Below are 20,118 nucleotides of genomic sequence, written 5' to 3'. Positions count from 1 at the left end.
GCCGTGCCAACGCCGTTGCCGAACGCCACAAAGCCACCGCCACTGCTTACCGCCCCGCCGTTCGAAATCGTTAGCGCTCCGGTGCCGGAGCCGCCGATTAAAAGCTCCAAGCCGGCGGTCCAGGTCGAGCCGGCGCCGCTTACCGTTACCGCGCCAGCAGAACCTAAGGAAAAGCCAATATAGCCTGAGTCGCCACTCACCCCACCGCCGTTCAAGACGTTCAGCGTGCCAGCGCCAGTAGACCCGACAGCGAGACTCAAGCTGTTTGTCCAGGTCGAGCCCGTGCCATCCACGGTCACCGCACCGATCGAGCCCGCTTGCGCGCCAATAGTTCCAGAGTCATTACTGACTGTGCCACCGTTCGAAATCGTCAGCGTGCCCGTGCCGAATTCGCCGACATCAAGGTCGCCGGTGGTGGTCCAGGTCGAGCCAGCGCCGTCGACCGTCGCCGTGCCAACGCCGTTGCCGAACGCCACAAAGCCACCGCCACTGCTTACCGCCCCGCCGTTCGAAATCGTTAGCGCACCGGTGCCGGAGCCGCCGACCAGAAGCTCCAAGCCGGCGGTCCAGGTCGAGCCCAGGCCGCTTACCGTCACAGCGCCAGCAGAACCTAAGGAAAAGCCAACATAGCCCGAGTCGCTAGTCACCCCAGCGCCGTTCGAGACATTCAGCGTGCCAGCGCCGGCATAGCCGACAGTGAGGCTCAAGTTGTTGGTCCAGGTCGAGCCGGCACCGTCGACGAACACCATGCCGGTCGAGCCGGCATTCGCGCCAATAACCCCAGAGCCGTTGCTGACGGCGCCGTGCGAGATCCCCAGCGTGCCCGTGCCCAAATCGCCGACGGTCAGCGATCCGCTGTTTGTCCAAGTAGAGCCCGCGTTGTCGACAAACACCATACCGGTCGAGCCTGCCTCCGCGCCAATAGTCCCAGAGACATTGTTGACCGTGCCGCCATGCGAGATCGCCAAGGTGCCTGTGCCTTGGTTGCCGACGAACAGGTCGAAATTGTTTGTCCAGCTCGAGCCTGAGCCATCGACGAACACCGTGCCGGTCGAGCCCGCCGAGTTGCCGACGTAGGCCGTGTCGTTGCTGACGGCGCCGCCTTGGCTGATTGCCAGGGCGCCTTTACCGAAATCGCCCACAATCAGCTTGGAGCTGTTTGTCCAGGTCGAACCGGCGCCATCGACCGTCGCCGTGCCGGTGGAGCCTTCATGCCAACCAATCGTACCGATCGCGGTGGTGGCTGAACCGGCGTTGGTGATTGTCAGATGGCCAATGCCGTTGTCGCCCACGGTCAGCGAGCCGCTGTTGGTCCAGGTGGAGCCGGCGCCGTCGATCGAGACCGTGCCGTTCGAAGCAATGCCCTTGCCGATGGACCCATCGGTGTCGCTGACCGTTCCGCCATTGGAAATGTTGAGCGTGCCGGTGCCGAAACGCGCAACCGCCAAGGTTGAGCTGTTGGTCCAGGTCGAACCCGCGCCGTCGACGGACAGGACCGCAACGGCGTCGTCGCTGTCGCCCAGGATGCCTCCTACATTGCTGATCAAGCCACCATTGAGAATGGAGACCGTCCCGGTGCCTTCGGCCCCGACATAGAAATCGTCGGCATGCAGCCAGGCCGATCCCGCGCCATCCACCACAACCGTACCGGTAGAGCCTGTGAATCTGGCAACGGAGCCTTGTGAATCACTAAGAGTTCCGCCGTTGGTGATTGTCAGCAAACCGACGTCACCGGCATTCCTCCCCACGAAAACCCCGAGCCCGTTGGCGCTAAGCCCGCTTATCACGGTGGGGTTCGGCGTGAGCGTGCCGAGCGTAACCCAAGTAGCTGCGTCGGGCACCCCATTCGGAGTCCAGTTGCCGGGATCGGACCAATCGCTCGACGTTGCGCCGCTCCAGACCGCGTCCGCCGCCGCTGCCGGCTGCATCGCTCCCGCAATGGCGATCATCAGCGCGAGCGAACTGACACTGGCCATGTGCCGAGGATTGCGTAAGGGATTGAGGTAACTCGTCAGCGCGGTCGAAGTTGGCGTCGCCTTGCGGCCTCCAAATGTATTCTTCGGCATTTAATCCCCTGACAGACAAGTCATTTCACCCTGAAGGTGGACATGTCATTGGAGCCCGGGCGTTGTCTTGGGCAGTGCCGCACTGGAATTGGACTGGAAAGAGATGCCGGTTCTTTTCTGCGCGCTGTGATGGTTTGGCACCACCGAGCATTTTGCAGCCAAGCGGCGTCGCTTGGCGTCGCAGAAATGCTGCTAATACAAGCAGATAGAGCGAATGGGTAAATCGGAAATCGCGTCGCCTGACCGATTCGGGAGACGCCCGGTTCTATCTGGCGCTTGTTGGCGTGTAGCCGAAACGACGGCGGAAGCAGCGATTGAAGTAGGACACGTCGCTGAAACCGCTCATCATCGCAATTTCGCTGACCCGCATACCGTCATTGTGTCTTTGGGCGAGCATCTTATGTGCGCTTTGCAAGCGCAGCTCGAGCACACGCTCGGAGAAGCTGATACCCGTCTCCTGGAGGATGTCGTGAATATAGCGCGTCGACAGACGGAGTTCCTTTGCGACGCCCTGCGCAGAGATGCCAGGATGGGCGAAATTGTCTGCGATGTTGGCCAGGACCGCCCGCAGCCTGGCCGCTCTCAGGCCGCGCAGGCCCGCCAATTCGGCAGCCTCACCTTTCGCGCCCGTCACCAGACCGATCAGATCGACGATCACGTCCGTTGCGTGCATGCTGAGATCGGCCGAGACGAGGGGCGGGCCGGTCTCGAGAAGTTGGCAATAACGCTTGAGAAGATCGAGAGCCTCGTTTTCGGCGCCGATCTTCAACGCCAGCCTGTCATCGATCTGTGGGAAGGCCTGTACGAGGACGGCGCGTGGGACCACCACGTTCGACCACACATTCCGGTCGGCACCGACCATTTTCAGTGCTTCCGATGCCGTGACCAGGACCGCTTCTCCCTTGCCGACGCCGTACTCGCGGCCGACCTGCGCCCCGGTCAAAACGGTGTCGGCCTTATTGATCAGCAGGAGATATCCGTCATTGCCGTCGTCGCCAATGTTGCTTGCTTTCCTCGTTGCATGCCTGATCGTTCCGGACATCTGGCCGAGAACCAGTGATCCGACAGCCGTGGCTTCTATCGCCGCCTCGAAAGGCAGGTCTGCGGATATGCCGTATTCAACCGACCATATCTCCGCGACATGGATATCCTGCCAGAGGGAAAACCGATCGCGTTCATTGAGATGCGAGGGCAACTGAGCCGATGAAAACACCGTCTTTCGCGACAATCGAACACCTCGAAAAGCTACAGCTTCAAAAATTGTCGAACGCGATGCTTTCCAATCCGGGAATAACAAGCGACATTGATCGCTCGGCGTTCGACCGATCGCATTAGACCCTTAATCGAGTTCAACCAGGCGTGGCGTCACCCCAAAGTATGACGTCGCGAAATCCTTCCAGACGGATCGGCGTTTTTGCGCCGGGCGGCTGTCAATTTGTTGCTGTATTCATCTTTTTTCGCTCATCCCTCATGCGGGGCAGGGCATGTCAGGGGGCGTGGTGGAGAGGCTGGGCAGCGAAGTCCTTTATTCGATTATCGGTGAAATTTATGATTGCGTTTTGAATCCGGAAGGCTGGACCGGAGTGATGACCCGTGTCACCGAAGCAGTTGACGCCGCCTATACCACTGTCGCGCTGGCCAGCACTGCTGACAATCAGGGCCGTTTCGCGGCTCAATCAGCTTGGGATCCGGTGCAAATGCGCGCGCTCCAGGAGGATTATGACTTTGACGAAATTCCCGGATTGAAGGCCGCGGTCGTTGGCGACATCGACACGCCTGTTGCGACGCTGTCGCATATGAGCGAGGCCGAGCTCCAGCAAACGCCGTTCTTCCAGAATTGGGCCGGACCGCAGGGATTGCGCGAGGCTTGCATCACCAAATTCGTTCACACGCCGGACCGGATTGGTCTCATGGGCTGCACCACGCGTGCCAGCAGGGGTATCATAACCGTTGAAGAGCAGCGGTTCCTGGCATTGCTCTCGCCGCATCTGCGTCGCGCTTCCCTGATTGGAGATCTGCTCGATCAGACCCGCATTACCGCCAATTTCTATCGCGAAGCGCTCGACCATCTCGCCGTGCCTATCGTTTTTGCCGGCGCCGACGGAGCAATCCTCCATGCGAATGGGGCTGCCGACCGGATGTTTTCCGGGCAGGGTCCCATTCTTTCCAGGAAGGGCCTGCTCCAACCGCAGAATCCGGTGGTCGCCCGCGCTTTGGCGGAAGCATTAGCCAGCGCTGCCGGCGCAGATGCTTCGCTTGGCTCTCGCGGCATAGGGCTGCCCGTTTCAGGGCCGGGTCAACCGCCCGCCGTAGCCTATGTGTTGCCGCTGACCGAAGGAACTGCGCGAGCGGCTTTCCGGCCCGCCTGCGCTGCCGTCTTCGTATCGACCACGACGTCCTCTTCTCCGCTGCCGGAGGCCGTTCTCACGACGCTGTTCGACCTTACTCCCGCGGAGGCACGGGTCCTCCTGCGGATCGGCAGCGGATTGCCCGCGTCCAGGAGCGCCTCGTCGCTCGGCATCAGTGAAAACACGTTGAAGACCCATCTCAACCGGATATTCGCCAAGACCGGCACGAGGCGCCAAGCCGATCTCGTCAAACTGATTTCGGACATAGGCATGCCTTTCGTAACTGATCCGGCTGGCGCCCGCCGCTGAGCTGGCCGCGCCGAATTTCTCGTCGGCGCCGGGCGGCGCCAGGTAGACTCACACCCAATCGCTGCGTCCAGACCGGCAATCGACTGAGGCTGTATGGCCACACCGACCGGGAAAGCGTTGCGGCGCTCTCCAGGACAATTCAGGTGCGGCTCAGCCCAAGACGCCGCTGGCGAACAATGCAAAACCTCGACGACACCTGGATCGCCGCCGAGCATTTCGCGGCTGGGGAAGCAACATTGGGGTAGCAAACAGTGAAAACGGTTCTTCTCGCCACAGCCTTCATTCTGGCGCCTGTCGGCATCGCGTCGGCGGCGGACATCAATGAAACCTTGCCCGTTGCCGCCGACTACGACTGGTCCGGCCTCTATGCTGGCGCTCACTTCGGCTACGTCGCCGGAAAGTCCAATCTCTTCATCGCCGACGCTGGCCCTGGGGGTGCCGACGTTAACGCGCCCCTCGACCCGGATGGGTTCATTGGCGGCATCCATATCGGCTTCGATCAGGAAATGGCGAACCGCTTCGTGCTCGGCGCCGAGGCGGACATTGCTTACAGCAATGTGGATGGGGTGGGGACCTTCACCGGTGCCGGTGCGTTGCTCAAGACCGAACTCAAGTGGTCGGGTTCGGCGCGGCTGCGGGCCGGTTACGCTTTCGATCGGACCTTGCCTTACATCACCGCGGGCGTGGCCGCGGCCAAGTATGAAATGACTGTGATCGCCACCAGCGGTTCAATACCGATCCACGACGAAACCCATCTTGGCTGGACGGTTGGAGCCGGCGTCGAGCACGCTTTCACCGACAGGTGGATCGCGCGCGTCGAATATCGCTACTCCGACTTCGGTAAAAAGGATGTTTCGGTGCCGCTGTTCGGTCCTGGCACGGTTGCGAACATCGATCTCAAGACGCACGATCTGCGGGTCGGCCTCAGCTACAAGTTCTGATCTGGCAGGCCGAGCAAAACCCTGGCCTCGCGCCGAGGTTTTGTTCGTGCCGTAAAGGCATTCACGTCCGCCGGCGCGGGCCGAGACGATGACGACGCGCGCTCGGCCCGTCGGCGCGACACGTGCCGCCGGCCAGGGCGGGGGGCCGTCCCTGGCGTCGAGCTCAGATCAGCTTCTCCAGCGTGATCGGCAGATCCCGCACCCTTTTCCCCGTCGCGTGGAACACTGCGTTGGCAATCGCCGGCGCGATGCCGACGATTGCCAGTTCGCCCACGCCCTTGCCCCCAAGGGCGGAGGAGTGCGGGTCGGGGATGCCGACCGAGATGGTCTGGATGTCTGGGATATCGGCATTGGTCGGCAGCATGTAGTCGGCGAAATTGCCGTTGACGATGCGGCCGTGGCGACGATCGACGATGCCTTCCTCGAGCAGCGCCTGGCCGATGCCCATGATGATGCCCCCCTTCCACTGGCTTTCCGCCAGCTTCGGGTTGTAGAGCCGGCCCGAATCCAGCGCCGACACCACGCGCGACACGCGCACCGTGCCGAAATCCTCGTCGACGCGCACCTCGACGAAATGCGCGCACCAGGAATGGCGCGAATAGTCGCCCTCGGTGTGCGGGATCGACATGGCTATAGTGGTGTAGTTCTTGTAGCGCTCTTCCGGCGTCGTGCTGGCCGGCAGCGTGTCGCCCTTGGCTTCGATTTGGTCGCGGCCGATCGCCGTCATGAAGTCGGCGATCGACAGGTCCGGCCCTTCGCCGCGCGGCGAGGCGATGCGGCCATCCCTCACTTGCAGCGTGTTCGCCTGCAGCTTCTGGAACGGCGAGCGCGGGTCGGAAAGCGCGAGCCCGATCAGCTCGTCCAGCGCCTGGCCTGCCGCCTTGTGGACGGCGCCGGTCATGACGCCGGCAAGTCGCGAGCCGCCGGTGACGCCGGCGCGGGCGAAATGCGAGTCGCCGAGCTTCACCGACACCCGCTCCACCGGCACGCCAAGCGTCTCGGCCGCGGTCTGCGCCAGGATCGTGTAAGTGCCTTGGCCCATGTCGATGGACGAGCTTTCGACTTCGACCGAACCGTCGGAAAGCAGCTTCACCACCGCCTCGCCATGCGCGCGCCGCACCGGATAGGTGCCGGCCGCGACACCCCAGCCGATGAGCTGGCGGCCGTCGCGCATCGAGCGCGGCGCGTTGCTGCGCTTCGCCCAGCCGAACGCTTCCGCGCCGGCGGCAAAGGCCTCGCGCAACTGGCGTGTCGACCACGCCTTCTTCGCATGCGGGTCCTGCTCGGCATAATTGATCAGCCGCATCTCCAGCGGATCGATACCGAGCTCATAGGCAAGCTCGTCGATGGCGCTTTCGATGCCGAAGGCGCTCGGGTTCTCGCCCGGCGCGCGTTTTGCTCCCGGCACCACCGTATTGACCCGCACGACATTCTGCTTCGAGGAGAAGTTGGGCGTGGCATACATGATCGAGGTGACCGACCCGAGCGGCTCAACCCACATGCCGTCGACCGCTGTCTCGTTGACGCCGCGATGCACGATCGACTGGATTTTGCCATCCCTGTCGGCGCCGATCGCAATGGTCTGACGCGTCGCCGCGCGACCGCCATAGGACGTAAAATTCTGCGGGCGGGTGAGCACCAGCTTCACCGGCCGGTCGAGCATCCTGGCGGCAGCCGCCGCCACCGCGCTATGCGCCAGCGCCAGCGCTTTGGAGCCGAAGCCGCCGCCGATATAGGGCGAGACCAGCCGCACATTCTCGAACGGCAGGCCGAACCACTCGGCATAGGTGCGCGCCATGCCGTCGAGCCATTGGCTGGGCTCCCAGATGGTCAGCTCGTCGCCCTCCCAGCGCGCGATCAGCCCATGCGGCTCCATCGCGGCTTGGAATTCGCGCGGCGTGTTGTAGGCCGCGCAGATGCGCACAGGCGCTTCGGCGAAGGCGGCTTCAGCGTCGCCCCATTCCTTGGTCATGGCGTCGATCGGGATGCCGTCGCCCGCCTTGCCGTCGCTCAGGTCGACGATGGCCGGCGTCTCGTCATACCACACCTTGACCAGCGCCGCGGCGGCGACCGCCTGCTCGAATGTCTCGGCCACCACCGCCGCGACATGCTGGCCGGAAAAGGTGACCTCGCGCACGAGCGGCGCGTAGGTCGGCTGCGACGGCGGGTTGCCGAGCCAGTCCGATGCGCCCCTCAATTCCATGATGGTGTCGGGCGTCAGCACGGCGAGCACGCCGGGCGCGGTCTCGGCTGCGCGGGCGTCGATCGCCGTCACCTTGCCGGCGGCAATCGTTGCGCCGACCAGCACCGCATGCGTCAGCCCCTCGAGCTGCTGCTCGAAGGCATATTTCGCTGCGCCCGTGATCTTGGCCGGGCCGTCGACGCGCGACAGCCGCCCGCCGACCGCTTCGAGACGCGCGCTGTCGGACGCGGCGTGTTTCATGTCATGAACGGTCATGCCGTCTCTCCCAATTTGAGAATGGCGCGCGCGATCACGCGCGGCGCCAGCGCAATCTTGTAGTGGTTGGCGCCATGGTCGACGGCGCCGTCCATGGCGAGCTCGCTCGCCTTGCGGATCGTGGCTTCGTCGAGCGGCTTGCCTTTCAGCGCCTCTTCGACGGCGCGCGCCCGCCACGGTTTCGTCGCGACGCCGCCAAGCGCGACGCGGATGTCGCGGATGGTGCGGCCGTCGCCTTCAAGTTCCAGTCCGACCGCGGCGCTTGCCGCCGCGAACTCATAGGACTGGCGGTCGCGCACCTTGATGTAGGTCGAGCGTCTGGCCGCGGCCGAGCCTGGGATCTCTACTGCGGTGATCACTTCGCCGGGGCGGATGTCGTGCTCCTGCTCGGCGGTGGCGCCTGGCGCAAGGAAGAAATCCTCGACCTTGAGCTTGCGCCCGCCGAGATCGACCTCGGCGTCGAAGGCAACGAGTGCCACGGCGAGATCGCCCGGATACGTGGCGATGCAGGCCTCGCTCACGCCGAGCACCGCATGGCCGCGCGTCACGCCGCCGATCGCCGAGCAGCCGCTGCCGGGCGCGCGCTTGTTGCAGGCCGGGAAGTTTTGCGGATCGCGGAAATAGGGGCAGCGCGTGCGCTGCATCAGGTTGCCGCCGATGGTCGCCATATTGCGCAACTGCGCCGAGGCCGCCTGCCACAGGGCTTCCGATACGGCCGGGAAGCAGCTCTTCACGGAAGTATGGTCGGCGACATGGCTCATCCTGGCCAGCGCGCCGATCACGGCGCGGTCGGCGGTGACATCGATGGCGTTGAGCCCTTCGATGTGGCTGATGTCGATGACGGTCGAGGGTTCGGCGACGCCGCATTTGGCGAGGTCGATGAGCGTGGTGCCGCCTGCAAGCAGCATGGCGCCGGGAAGAGCGGCGGCATTGCGCGCGGCCTCGACGCTGTCGGCGCGTAGATAGGAAAAATCTCTCACGAGCGCAGCTCCTGTTCGGCTTGGCGAATGGCGGCGACGATGTGCGGATAGGCGCCGCAGCGACACAGGTTGCCGGCCATGTATTCGCGGATCTCCTCGTCGGAGCCGGCATGGCCCTCGCGGATGCAGGCCACCGCCGACATGATCTGTCCCGGCGTGCAATAGCCGCACTGGAAGGCGTCCTGCTCGAGGAACGCGGCCTGCACGGCATGCAGCGTGCCGTCCTCGCCGGCAAGGCCCTCGATGGTGGTGATCGAGCGCCCTTCGACTTGGGCCGCGAGCGTCAGGCAGGCCAGCACGCGCTCGCCGTCGACGTGTACGGTGCAGGCGCCGCACTGGCCCTGGTCGCAGCCTTTCTTGGTGCCGGTGAGGTGGAGCCGTTCGCGCAGCGCATCGAGCAGCGTCACGCGCGGTTCGATTTCCAGCGCGTGGGTCTGGCCATTGATGGTGAGGTGGAGTGAAAGCGTGGTGGGACTAAGGGTTGAACCGTTGGCGGCAAGACCGTTCCTGAAATGGCCGTCTTCGGGAGGATCGATGATGGTCTGGCTGGTCATGGGGCGTCGGGCTCCGATTGCTGGACGCTAGGGATGGAAATGGGACTTGGCAGGGGAGGGGCAAGGGCAACGTTTGAGGAAGGCGCCGTCGGCGGGGAGACTAATCTCCCCCGCAAGGAGGAGATCAGCAGCCTCATCGCCGCGCTCCAGGGTGCGTTTCCCGTCCTTCTCTACGTGACATACCGCTTCCCCTGGTTATATGATAAAAGCACTCCACTAAAACGGAGGTGCCTCCGTTTATTTACGTGGGGGCTGGCCGGTCATGGTTCAACCCCCATATTGCGTTCGGTGGAGAAAAAAGTGCCTGACCAGGAAATGACCGCTGAAGCGAAGCGCGACGCGCAGGCGCCAAGGCCGCTGCGCGCCGATGCGCAACGCAACCGCGACAGGCTGGTCGAGGTGGCGGCGCAGGCTTTCGCCACCGATGGCGTCGACGCCTCGCTGGAGGAGATCGCCAGGCGGGCAGGGGTCGGCATCGGCACGCTCTACCGCCATTTCCCAACCCGCGAGCATCTGGTCGAGGTCGTCTATCGCCGGGAGGTGGAAGGACTTTGCCACGCGGCCGAGGGGCTTGCTCGTGAGCATCCTGCCGATGTCGCGCTGGAGCTCTGGATGCAGCGCTTCGTCGACTACATCGCCACCAAGCGCGGCCTCGCCACCAGCCTGCGCCTGTTGCTCACCACTAACTCGACGCTGTTCTCCGACACTTCCGGCCGGGTCTCGGGCGCCATGCGAAGCCTGATCGAGGCCGCCGCCGCCGCGGGAAAAATCCGCGCCGACGTCGACGCCTCCGATGTGATGCATGCACTGGGCGGCATCTACTCGGCACCGAACACGCCAGACTGGCGCGAGCGGTCGGGGCGGCTGGTGAAGCTCTTGATGGATGGGCTGCGGTTCGGGGCGAGGGGCTGAGCCTCCGCAGCTGCTAATCTCCCCTCGTGGGGAGATGTCCGGCAGGACAGAGGGATTGCTGTCTCGCCAACCTTTCCCTGACTGGCATTCCCCGACCCGTGGCCTACATAGTCGGCACCACCCTCCTTTCCAAAAGGAACCTCCCATGCCCGAACAGCTCAAATTGAACGACGGCGCCACCATCCCGCAGATCGGGCTGGGCGTCTGGCAGGTCGATCCGGAGATCACGGCCAAGGTTGTGCGCTGGGGCATCGAGGCCGGCTACCGGCTGATCGACACCGCCGAGGGTTATCGCAACGAGGAAGGCGTCGGCGAGGCGATCCGTGCTGCCGGCGTCCCGCGCGCCGAGCTGTTCATTACCTCCAAGCTGCGCAACGGCGCGCATCAGCGTGACGCGGCGCTGCGCGCCTTCGACGATACGATGCAGAAGCTGGGCATTGACCAGATCGACCTGTTCCTCATCCACTGGCCGGTGCCCCCAGAACAAATATGTCGAGGCCTGGAAGACGCTGGTCGAACTGCGGAAGGCCGGCCGTATCAAGTCTGTCGGCGTCTCGAACTTCAACCAGGACCATCTGGAGCGCATCATCGGCGAGACCGGCGTGACGCCGGTCGTCAACCAGATCGAATTGCATCCGCGCTTCCAGCAGCGTGACAAGCGCGATTTTCACGCCAGGCACAACATCCGTATCGAGAGCTGGAGCCCGCTGGGCAGCGGCCGGCTGCTGGCCGATCCGACGCTGGAGAAGATCGCGAAGAAGCACGGCAAGTCGGTGGCGCAGGTCATCATCCGCTGGCACCTGCAGGAGGGGCTGGTCGTCATTCCGAAGTCGATCCACCGGGAGCGCATCGCCGGCAATTTCGACATCTTCGGCTTCGAGCTGGACGAGGACGACATGCAGACCGTTCACGGTCTGGATTCGGTCGACGGCCGGACGGGACCCGATCCGGCCACGGCGGCGTTCTTGTTCTGAGGATTAGGCTCCCGTTCCTTCCCTTGTGGAGGAGGCGCTTAAATTCCCTCTCCGTCCACCAGCGGCACGTCATCTCCCTCCCACGGGCTGGGCATCGTCCCGCGTCCTGCGGTCGGCAGCGGCATCCAGCATCTGAGTTCCGGTTCTGCATATTCGACGATGCGGCCGGGCGAGGAGTCCGACGCGCGCCAGCCTTCCTCGCCGAACTGGTCGGCGCGCGACCAGTAGGCCATGTCGACCTCGGCCGGTCCCTGCTCGGAGGAACGCACCGTCACCAGGATGCGGCTGCCGTCCCGCGGCGCGCTCGCCATATTGCGCCACTGTTCGGTCTCGTCCATGCGATCTCCTCCTGCTGAACCAATTCCAGAAAACCGACCGTCGCAATAGTCGCCGCCCGCCGGGAAGGGGTCAACCCGAACTTGGAGCGCGACAGGCAATTCATTCATAGCTAATATGTCATTGGCCGCAATCGGACAGACGACGATGGATGATGGATTGCTGTCTCCGGTGACCCGTCTCGGGCCGGTCCATCTCAAGGTGACCGACGTGCCGGCGGCCTTGAATGTCTGGCGCGACGCGCTTGGGTTGGCGCTGCTTGGCGAGGACACCACCATGGCGGAGCTTGGCGCCGGCGGCCGGACGCTGATCGTGCTCCATGCCGGCGCGGAGGCACCGCTGCCGCAGAAGGCGCGCGATCTCTTCCACGTCGCCATCCATATTACCAGCCGCCGCGATCTCGCGCATATGGCCGCCCGCCTCAAGGCATCTGGCCTACGGTTCAGCGCCCAGGATCACCTGGTTTCGGAATCGCTCTATGTCTCCGACCCCTCCGGTAACGGCATCGAGATCTGCTTCGACACGCCGCAGCGCTTGCTGCGCCGTGAAGTGTCGCCCAATGGCCGCGTGACGCTGATTGCCACCGACGGCAGCGCGCATTCGGGGCTCGAGCCGCTGGACCTGTCGGGCCTGCTGCGCGACCTCGGCAATTCCGGCCATATCGAGCCGAAGATGGCGCAGGAAGCCTTTATCGGCCACATCCATTTGCGCGCCCGCGCGCCCGAGATGCTGATGAAATTCTATCTCGGGGTGCTCGGCTTCCGGCCGCATATCCAGTCCCGGACTTTCGGCATGTTCGACTGCGGCACGGCGCGCCGCGCCCATATGGTGGCCTTCAACATCTGGGCGCGCGACGAGCTGCGCGAGCCGCCGCCGGGTGCGGCCGGCCTCGACCATTTCACCATCGAGCTTGGCTCGGCGCAGGAGCTCGCCGCCGTGGAGCGCAGGCTCGAAGCGGCCGACATACCGGTGAAAAGGGACGGTCGCGTGATCTCGACCGCCGATCCGGAAGGCAACCGCCTGCGGCTCGTGGTCCAGGGAGATTGATCGCAACGAAGGAGGAGGGGAAATGTCGCTCAAGGTGATTGGAACCGGCTTCGGCCGGACCGGGACGGATTCGATGCGCGAGGCGCTGACCATGCTGGGTTTCGGCCCTTGCCATCATATGTCGGAGGTGATGGCGCATGAGGAGCAGAAGCTGCTCTGGCGGGCGCTGGCCAAGGGCGCCGCGCCCGACTGGGACAAGCTCTTTGCTGGTTATAAATCCTGCGTCGACTGGCCCTCGGCGCATTACTGGCGCGAGCTGATCGAAATCTATCCGCAGGCGCGCGTCATCCTGACCTGGCGCTCGCCTGAAAGCTGGTGGGAGAGTTTCGAAAAAACCATCCTGCCGGCGATCGTCGGCAGCACGGACCAGGAGTCGCTCGGCATCTCGCTCATTTCGAAACAGGCTTTTGACGGCCGCCCGCAGGATCGCGCCCACGCGATCGCGATCTATCGGGACAATGTCGAGGCGGTGCTGAATACCGTGCCGGCCGAACGTCTGCTGGTCCACAAGCTCGGCGACGGCTGGGCCCCGCTTTGCGCCCATCTAGGCGTTCCCGTGCCGGAAGAGCCTTATCCCAGCCGCAACTCGACCCGGGAGTTTCGGACGGCGCTGTCGCTGCAGTGAAGGGAATAGGGGAGTAGGGAGTACGTCAAGAATATCAGGCCGCGTAGACTCCGCGAACTCCCATCGCTAACTTTCTCATTACTCACTACTCACTACTCACTACTCCCCTCCCTCACACATGCACGTCGCCGAAGGACAGCTCGCCGTCATCGGCGCGGACCAGGAACGCCGCGGCGAGCAGCGCGAGGTAGCAGCCGGCCACGCCGCACACGACGACGACGCCGGGGATTGGGCCGAGCGTCGCCACCCGGAACGTGTCGACGAGCGAGGCGCCGAAGCCGATGGGAGAGCCTTCGCGCGACAGGCTCGGCGTGGTGATCTTCAGGATCCAGGCAAGCAGCAGGATCGTGTACATGAAGATGTAGTTGCGGCGCAGCCGGCGGATCAGCGCCGCGCGCTGCGTGATCAGGAAACGCGGCGAGCGCAGGCCTTCGCCGAGGATCGCGAGCCAGTTGGAAGCATAGTCCGGCTGCGGCGAAAAGATCTGCGCGAAGTAGTAGCGCTCGAATTGCCGCACACGGGCGCGGTAGACGTCGAAGAAGCGGTAGCGCCTCGCCTCGATCCACAACAGCAGCGTGATCAGGAGCATGGCGAACAAAAGGACGCCATGATGCGCGCTGGGCGTCGACAGCGATACCGACAGCATCGCCGCCACCACCGTGATCGCCCAGTTGCTGGTGCGGTCGAGTCGGTCGCGCCAGCCGGCCATGCGCGCGATCTCGGCGCGATGGAAATGCGACAGCGTCGTGGTGAATTCAGGAGAGCTGAGCTTCAGCGCCAGCGTGTCGGAAGCGCGCGGCGGCGCGGCCTTCTCGGTGGATCTTGCCGGCGCAGCCGTCTCTGTCGGCCTTGCCACAGCTGCATCTGTGGATTTTGCGGCATTCGTCTGGGCCATTCTGCCGGGCGCCTCCCGCCGCCATGGCCGGTCCTCGCCTTGACATCGACCGGCCACACCCCTGTCGCTTCAACGTGCGGCCGGCCGGAATGTTCCCGCCTTTTCAGGCGGATAAGTCAGGTTGCAAGCGGGGGACACCACCGTTCGCGCGCCGTGGAAAGAGCAGCACATCGGCCATCGGCCTGGCATGCTGGGCTGCCGCCACTGCCTCGATCACAAGGTCGAGCGCCGCAAGCGCCGCGCGGCTCGTTTCATCGTCGCCGCGCAGGTAATGGCAAGCCCGGTCGAGGTGCAGGTGGGCGGCGGCAAAGTCGCTTTTCATTAGCTTCTCCTTATTGCCCGCCACGGCGCGAACATCGCCGAGTCGCTTTACCGGGAAGCAAAAATCCGCGGTGGCATTTGATTAGAATTGTAGGAAACGGCGCCGGAACTGCGGATCTTCCCCCCATGGGTCCCTGTGGGGGAGATGCCCGGCAGGGCAGAGGGGGCGCCGTAAAGCACCAACTTCTGCCCGTCTCTCTTGCTGCATGTCCGATGTCGGACCTGCAGATGTTAACGCTTCTGGCTGTGAAGCCGCGTTCCTTCGCGCCTCCCTCTGTCCCGCCGGACATCTTTCCCACGACGGGAAGATTGGCAGCTCCGACGCCGTGCAACCGAACCACCGGCCAAACCGTTATGACGCGAAATCGAGGGGAGACAGCTTGTCCAAAATACTCAATCGGCGCCGGTCGGTCGTGTTAGCCGCCGCTGCACTTCTGCTGATGCCCGTCGTCGCCTTCGCCGCCGAGAAGACCGGCATGTCCTCGGAAGGCATTTTCGTCGCCGAACTCATCCTGCTCCTTGTCGTCGGTCGCGGCATCGGCGAGGTTCTGGAAATACTGGGCCAGCCGGCGGTGATGGGACAGCTGATCGGCGGCATCCTGCTTGGGCCTTCGCTGCTTGGCTGGGTCTGGCCGGCGGCCGAGCGGCTGGTCTTTGCCGGTGACGCCTCGCAAAAGTCGATGATCAACGCCATCGCCCAGCTGGGCGTGTTGATGCTGCTCCTGCTCACCGGCATGGAAACGGATCTGCGGCTCGTGCGCCGCGTCGGCCGCGCCTGTTTTTCCATTTCGGCCGCCGGCGTGGCGGTGCCTTTCGCGCTCGGCTTCGTCGCCGCCCAGTTCATGCCGGCCACGCTGCTTGCCGCAGGCAGCGAACGCATCGTCGCCGGGCTGTTCCTCGGCACCGCGCTCTCCATCTCCTCGGTCAAGATCGTCGCCATGGTGGTGCGCGATATGAACTTCATGCGCCGCGACCTCGGCCAGATCATCGTCTCGTCGGCCATCATCGAGGACACGATCGGCTGGGTGATCATCGCCATCACCATCGGCATCGCCACCCAGGGGCGGATCCAGATCGGCAACCTGGCCTTCACGGTTGCCGGCGTCGCCCTCTTCATGGCGTTTTCCTTCACGCTCGGGCGCCGCATCGTCTTCGACGCCATCCGCTGGACCAACGACACTTTCCGCTCCGAATATGCGGTCGTCACCGTCATCCTCGCCATCATGGGCGCCATGGCCTTAATCACCGATCTGATCGGCGTGCACACCGTGCTCGGCGCCTTCGTCGCAGGCATCTTGGTCGGCGAGTCGCCAATCCTGTCGCGCCACATCGAAGGGCAGCTGCGTGGCATCATCACCGCCCTTTTTATGCCGGTGTTTTTCGGCGTCGCCGGACTATCCGCAGACCTCACTGTGCTTCTCGATCCTCAGCTTGCGCTGCTGACGGTGGCGCTGGTCATCATCGCCAGCATCGGCAAGTTTCTCGGCGCCTTTATCGGCGCCGAGGTCGCCGGCATGAGCCGCGCCGAGGGCGTCGCGGTGGGCTGCGGCATGAACGCGCGCGGTTCCACGGAGGTCATTGTCGCCTCGATCGGCCTGTCGATGGGCGTGCTGTCGCACAACCTCTTCACCATGATCGTCACCATGGCGGTCATCACCACCTTGGCCATGCCGCCGACATTGCGCTGGGCGCTGCGCCGCCTGCCGATGGGCGAGGGCGAGCAGAAAAGACTGGAGCGCGAGGAGATCGACCAGCGCGGATTCGTCGCCAATCTGGAGCGGCTGCTGGTTGTGGTCGACGAGGGTATCGTCGGACGCTTCGCCGCCTATCTCGCCGGCGTCATCGGCGCCGGCAAGCCGACGACGGTGCTGCATTCGAGCGGCGAGACCGATGCCGAACCGACCGAAGGGTTGCATCTGGAGGAAATCGAGAAAGGCGCCGAAGACAGCCGTGAGGCGGCGAAGCAAGGCGACGAGACGCCGGTGCGCGAGGCCCCGGTCACCCGCCGCCAGCATGAGGAGCTCTCGGCCGAAGCTGTCATCAAGGAGGCGCGCAAGGGCTACGGCATGCTGCTCGTCGGGCTCGGCCGCGCCGTCACTTCCAAGGGGGCCTTCTCGCATCGGCTGAACGAGGTCGCCGGCGCCTTCGACGGGCCGCTCTGCCTGGTGTTGAAGCCGGCCACCGCCGGCCGCCAGATGCCTCGGCTCGGCCCGCGATCGGGCAAGATACTGGTGCCGGTCAACGGCACGGCCGTTGCCCGCCGCGGCGCCGAACTGGCTTTGGCCGTCGCCGCCGTCACCGGCGCGCCCGTCAAGACGCTCTATGTCGCACGGGCCGGCCGCGACGAGCTGCGCGACACCGTCTCGCACCGCCGCAGGGAAGCCGTGCTGAAGGACATCGTCGCGCTTGCCGACCGCTACGGCGTCGAGATCGAGACGGCGATCCGCAGCAGAGCCGCCGCCGCTGACGCCATCGCCCGCCAGGCCGGCCGCAACGTGGCGTTGATCGTCATGGGCGTGGCACGGCGCCAGGACGAGGAACTGATCTTCGGCGAGACGACGACGGCCGTCCTGCGGCGCAGCCCATGCCCAGTGGTGCTGATCTCCGACGAGCGGGTGAAGCGCGACGAGAGCGACCGCGAGGCGGTACGCACGGGCACGGGCTGAGCAGGACGGCTCAGGCGCAGAAATCGGTAGATCATGTGAAGCCCCTCACAGGCTGATGCCCGATCGCCGTATATCCCACGCGTCAAGGCTGGCTCGGAAGATGCGAGAATGACGCTTGGCGATCTGTCCTTCTATCTGTTCACCTTCTTCAACGGCCTGCGCGTCGTCTCCTACCTGCCGCAGATCCTGCGCGTGGCGCGCGACGAGAACGGCGCTTCGGCAATCTCCTACACGACCTGGCTGCTGTGGACCGGCGCCAACGCCACGACAGGGCTCCATGCCGGCATCATTCTCGGCGATCTGATTCTGGCGGCTATCAACTGGCTGAACGCTGTCTGCTGCGCGCTGGTGATCGCCCTGACGGCCTGGAAGCGGCGCCGTGGGTATCCTACCGGCGAAGTTGCCGTGACCCGTCCGATGTCGACTGCCTTGATGATCGACGATATGTGCTGATATCGCTTGGACCGGGCGAAATGCTTCGTCTCGGTGAAGCAAGTCTAGATCGGCGTGCCGATGGCGATATCGAACCGCCATGCCGCCGCGGTGCCGACGGCCAGCCCGAGTATAAACGGCACCAGCGATTTCCGACCGCTAAGGTCAATGATCAGTGGTGGCAGTATCAAGATCATACCGGCCATGCCCGCGGCGTGCATGGTGATGGCGAACAAGACCGCGATCGTGAACCACATACCAGCCGCGGCGGGCCAGTGGTTGCCAAGCGAGACAAGGAATATGGCACAAAGCCCTATGAGGGCGCCTGCCGCCAATCTCGGCACAAGACTGAGCAACCAGGACAGTGGGCCTGGCACGCCGTTGCGAAAAGACGCCGCGTCGGCGAACGGGTTCAGCATGTTCGGGTGATGCAGCAGCACATTGGCAACGACCTCCCTGGTCGATTTTTGCCGCCATGCGGCATGAAGCAGCGACACCATCCTTGCAATGTGGAGCAGTGACAGGCCGTTCAGCGACATGACAAGCACCACGGCGATCGCCAGCGGCACGTCGACCCCGGCGACGGATACTTTTGCGTCCTCCGACGGGGTCGGTTTTGTTGCCAGCGAATAGGCGGCAAAGCCGATGCCCATCAAGAGCGGCACCGGCACGGTGAGTGTTGATACGGCGGAGTCAAGATAGGCTTTTGCGTCGGCCGCAACTTCGTCATTGAGAGCTTTTGCAGCTGTCTGCGCCGGGTCCATTTCCGTCATTGCCACCGCAGTCACCCGCTCGAGGCCGGGCTCGAAGAATAAATTGCTATCACGACGGCTACAAGGGTTCGCCGGTCTATCTGGAGCGCCTGCGCAACACAGGTCGGCAGACCACAGCGGCAGAACTCGAAAAGCGCCATCCCGCGCCGCCCGCCAGTCGTTGAACTAGGGACTGCGGCCGCCTTCGTCGGGCGGCCGCTTCCGATCACCTTCAAGCCATCTGCAGTTTCTGCCGGCTCGGCTGCGGCGGGAAGGCAATCGCGATGCCGGCGGCGCCCAGCCCGATCAGCGCCGAGCCGATGAACAGCCAGCGATAGCTGGCAGTGGCGTCGTAGATCATGCCGCCGGCGAGCGGCCCGAGCGACATGCCGAGGCTGGAGAGCATCGTGGCCGCGCCGAGGACGGTGCCGATGATGCGCAGGCCGAAATATTCGCGCGCCAGCACCGCGTAAAGCGGCATCACGCCGCCATAGGTGGCGCCGAAGATGACGGCCAGAAGGTAAAACTGCTCGAGCTGGCCGACGGTGAGATAAGCTGCGATCACCAGGCCTTGGATAGCAAGCCCGGCGACCAGCACAGGCTTGACGCCCAGCCGGTCGCCGAGCACGCCGTAGAGCACGCGCCCGCCAAGGCCGGCCAGCCCCTCGACGCTATAGATCGTCACGGCCGCCATCGGCGCCACACCGCAGGACATGGCATAGCTCACCATGTGGAAGATCGGGCCCGAATGCGCCGCGCAGCAGGCGAAGAAGGTGAGGCCCAGCACGATGAATTGCGGCGAGCGCAGCGCCTGGCCGACGCTCATGCCGGGATCGTCGGTGACGGGCGCCGGCGTGCCGTCGCTGGCTGCGACCGCCGCCGGTGGCTGGCGCACCAGCAAGACGGCGGGCAACAAGAGCACCCAGGCCATGACGCCGATGTCGAACATGGCGGTGCGCCAGTCATAGGCCGTGATCAGCCAGCGGGCGAAGGGCGAGATCGTCATCGGCGCCACGCCCATGCCGGCCGAGACCAGTGAGACGGCAAGGCTTCGGTTGGTGTCGAACCAGGCGGTGGTGAGCGCGATCATCGGCGCGAAGAAGGCGCTGGCCGCCAGCCCGACGATGACGCCGTAGCTGAGCTGGAAGACCAGCAGCGAGGTCGCCCGGCTCGCCACCACCAGCGACAGTCCAAGCAGCACCGCGCCCGCAAGCACCACGGGCCTGGCGCCGACCCGGTCATAGATCGCGCCCCAGGCGAAGCCGCCGAGGCCCATCACCAGGAAATTCAAGGTCATGGCGCTGGAAATGCCGGTGCGCGACCAGTTCGTGTCGAGCGACATCGGCTCCAGAAAGATCGCCAGCGAAAACATGGCGCCGAGCGCCACGCAGGTCATCAGCGCGCCGGCCGCGACGATGACCCAACGATAGGAATGGTTCATGGTTTTCTCCATGCCGTAAGGCATCCTGTTTGATGCGGCACGGTTTTTCCAGTCCACCGGG

Annotated in this window: 16 protein-coding genes and 2 pseudogenes; 8 read left to right on the top strand and 10 right to left on the bottom strand. The window is 64.5% G+C overall.

Translation table 11 applies throughout. From position 1 onward, the window contains the following. Together LB526_RS25490 and LB526_RS25485 are read right to left on the bottom strand one after the other, a co-directional pair. Positions 1-2,066 (bottom strand): annotated as a pseudogene (locus LB526_RS25490) (autotransporter outer membrane beta-barrel domain-containing protein); the annotation flags it as partial. A 265-nt stretch (positions 2,067-2,331) separates the two neighbouring features. After that, positions 2,332-3,294: an AraC family transcriptional regulator gene (locus LB526_RS25485; protein WP_224630211.1), complete on the bottom strand. Its 963-nt coding sequence runs from the start codon at positions 3,292-3,294 to the stop codon at positions 2,332-2,334. 256 nt (positions 3,295-3,550) lie between these two features. Between LB526_RS25485 and LB526_RS25480 the strand changes: the two genes are divergently transcribed. Continuing rightward, on the top strand, positions 3,551-4,723 hold the full coding sequence (locus tag LB526_RS25480; protein WP_224630210.1) for a helix-turn-helix transcriptional regulator: 1,173 nt from the start codon (positions 3,551-3,553) through the stop codon (positions 4,721-4,723). A gap of 251 nt (positions 4,724-4,974) precedes the next feature. Further along, positions 4,975-5,664, top strand: a complete 690-nt coding sequence (locus LB526_RS25475) for an outer membrane protein (RefSeq protein WP_095768316.1) — start codon at positions 4,975-4,977, stop codon at positions 5,662-5,664. A 163-nt stretch (positions 5,665-5,827) separates the two neighbouring features. Here LB526_RS25475 and LB526_RS25470 read toward each other — a convergent pair whose 3' ends face one another. From LB526_RS25470 to LB526_RS25460, 3 genes are read right to left on the bottom strand one after another with little or no spacing between them, the layout of a single operon-like run. After that, positions 5,828-8,122 (bottom strand): xanthine dehydrogenase family protein molybdopterin-binding subunit, encoded by a 2,295-nt coding sequence (locus LB526_RS25470; RefSeq protein WP_224630209.1) that lies wholly within the window; start codon positions 8,120-8,122, stop codon positions 5,828-5,830. Continuing rightward, positions 8,119-9,102, bottom strand: coding sequence for an FAD binding domain-containing protein (locus tag LB526_RS25465; protein WP_224630208.1), 984 nt, complete (start codon positions 9,100-9,102; stop codon positions 8,119-8,121). Before LB526_RS25465 ends, LB526_RS25470 begins: the two co-directional genes overlap by 4 nt. Further along, on the bottom strand, positions 9,099-9,548 hold the full coding sequence (locus tag LB526_RS25460; protein ID WP_318012086.1) for a (2Fe-2S)-binding protein: 450 nt from the start codon (positions 9,546-9,548) through the stop codon (positions 9,099-9,101). The genes LB526_RS25465 and LB526_RS25460 overlap by 4 nt, the downstream gene beginning before the upstream one ends. A gap of 423 nt (positions 9,549-9,971) precedes the next feature. Here LB526_RS25460 and LB526_RS25455 point away from each other — a divergent pair, with 423 nt between their 5' ends. Together LB526_RS25455 and LB526_RS25450 are read left to right on the top strand one after the other, a co-directional pair. Further along, positions 9,972-10,568 carry a TetR/AcrR family transcriptional regulator gene (locus LB526_RS25455; protein WP_224630217.1) on the top strand — a complete coding sequence of 199 codons (597 nt, stop codon included), beginning with the start codon at positions 9,972-9,974 and terminating at the stop codon, positions 10,566-10,568. Positions 10,569-10,713: 145 nt separating this feature from the next. Further along, positions 10,714-11,542, top strand: a pseudogene (locus tag LB526_RS25450) (aldo/keto reductase). Positions 11,543-11,580: 38 nt separating this feature from the next. Here LB526_RS25450 and LB526_RS25445 read toward each other — a convergent pair. Beyond that, on the bottom strand, positions 11,581-11,880 hold the full coding sequence (locus LB526_RS25445; protein ID WP_095768322.1) for a hypothetical protein: 300 nt from the start codon (positions 11,878-11,880) through the stop codon (positions 11,581-11,583). A gap of 145 nt (positions 11,881-12,025) precedes the next feature. Here LB526_RS25445 and LB526_RS25440 point away from each other — a divergent pair, with 145 nt between their 5' ends. Then, entirely contained in the window at positions 12,026-12,925 is a 900-nt protein-coding gene (locus LB526_RS25440) for a VOC family protein (RefSeq protein ID WP_224630206.1), read from the top strand. A 22-nt stretch (positions 12,926-12,947) separates the two neighbouring features. Then, entirely contained in the window at positions 12,948-13,550 is a 603-nt protein-coding gene (locus tag LB526_RS25435; RefSeq protein ID WP_224630205.1) for a sulfotransferase family protein, read from the top strand. A 112-nt stretch (positions 13,551-13,662) separates the two neighbouring features. Here the strand turns inward: LB526_RS25435 and LB526_RS25430 are convergent, their stop codons facing one another. Both LB526_RS25430 and LB526_RS25425 read right to left on the bottom strand, forming a co-directional pair. Further along, positions 13,663-14,445, bottom strand: a complete 783-nt coding sequence (locus LB526_RS25430; RefSeq protein ID WP_224610268.1) for a DUF2270 domain-containing protein — start codon at positions 14,443-14,445, stop codon at positions 13,663-13,665. A gap of 103 nt (positions 14,446-14,548) precedes the next feature. Further along, on the bottom strand, positions 14,549-14,767 hold the full coding sequence (locus LB526_RS25425; protein WP_224610266.1) for a hypothetical protein: 219 nt from the start codon (positions 14,765-14,767) through the stop codon (positions 14,549-14,551). 439 nt (positions 14,768-15,206) lie between these two features. On the opposite strand from LB526_RS25425, the gene LB526_RS25420 reads away from it, so the two are divergent. Both LB526_RS25420 and LB526_RS25415 read left to right on the top strand, forming a co-directional pair. Beyond that, positions 15,207-17,432, top strand: coding sequence for a cation:proton antiporter (locus LB526_RS25420; RefSeq protein ID WP_224630216.1), 2,226 nt, complete (start codon positions 15,207-15,209; stop codon positions 17,430-17,432). A gap of 108 nt (positions 17,433-17,540) precedes the next feature. Continuing rightward, complete coding sequence (locus LB526_RS25415; protein ID WP_224630204.1) at positions 17,541-17,885, top strand: hypothetical protein; 345 nt, start codon at positions 17,541-17,543, stop codon at positions 17,883-17,885. Between the two features lie 44 nt (positions 17,886-17,929). Here the strand turns inward: LB526_RS25415 and LB526_RS25410 are convergent, their stop codons facing one another. Together LB526_RS25410 and LB526_RS25405 are read right to left on the bottom strand one after the other, a co-directional pair. Then, entirely contained in the window at positions 17,930-18,643 is a 714-nt protein-coding gene (locus LB526_RS25410; RefSeq protein WP_224630203.1) for a hypothetical protein, read from the bottom strand. 205 nt (positions 18,644-18,848) lie between these two features. Continuing rightward, on the bottom strand, positions 18,849-20,057 hold the full coding sequence (locus LB526_RS25405) for an MFS transporter (protein ID WP_224630202.1): 1,209 nt from the start codon (positions 20,055-20,057) through the stop codon (positions 18,849-18,851). Positions 20,058-20,118: the final 61 nt, after the last annotated feature.

It is taken from the genome of Mesorhizobium sp. CA6, assembly GCF_020165035.1.
Lineage (GTDB): Bacteria > Pseudomonadota > Alphaproteobacteria > Rhizobiales > Rhizobiaceae > Mesorhizobium.
The sequence above is the reverse complement of the archived record's forward strand: the minus strand, read 5'-3'. Positions and strand labels throughout refer to the sequence as shown.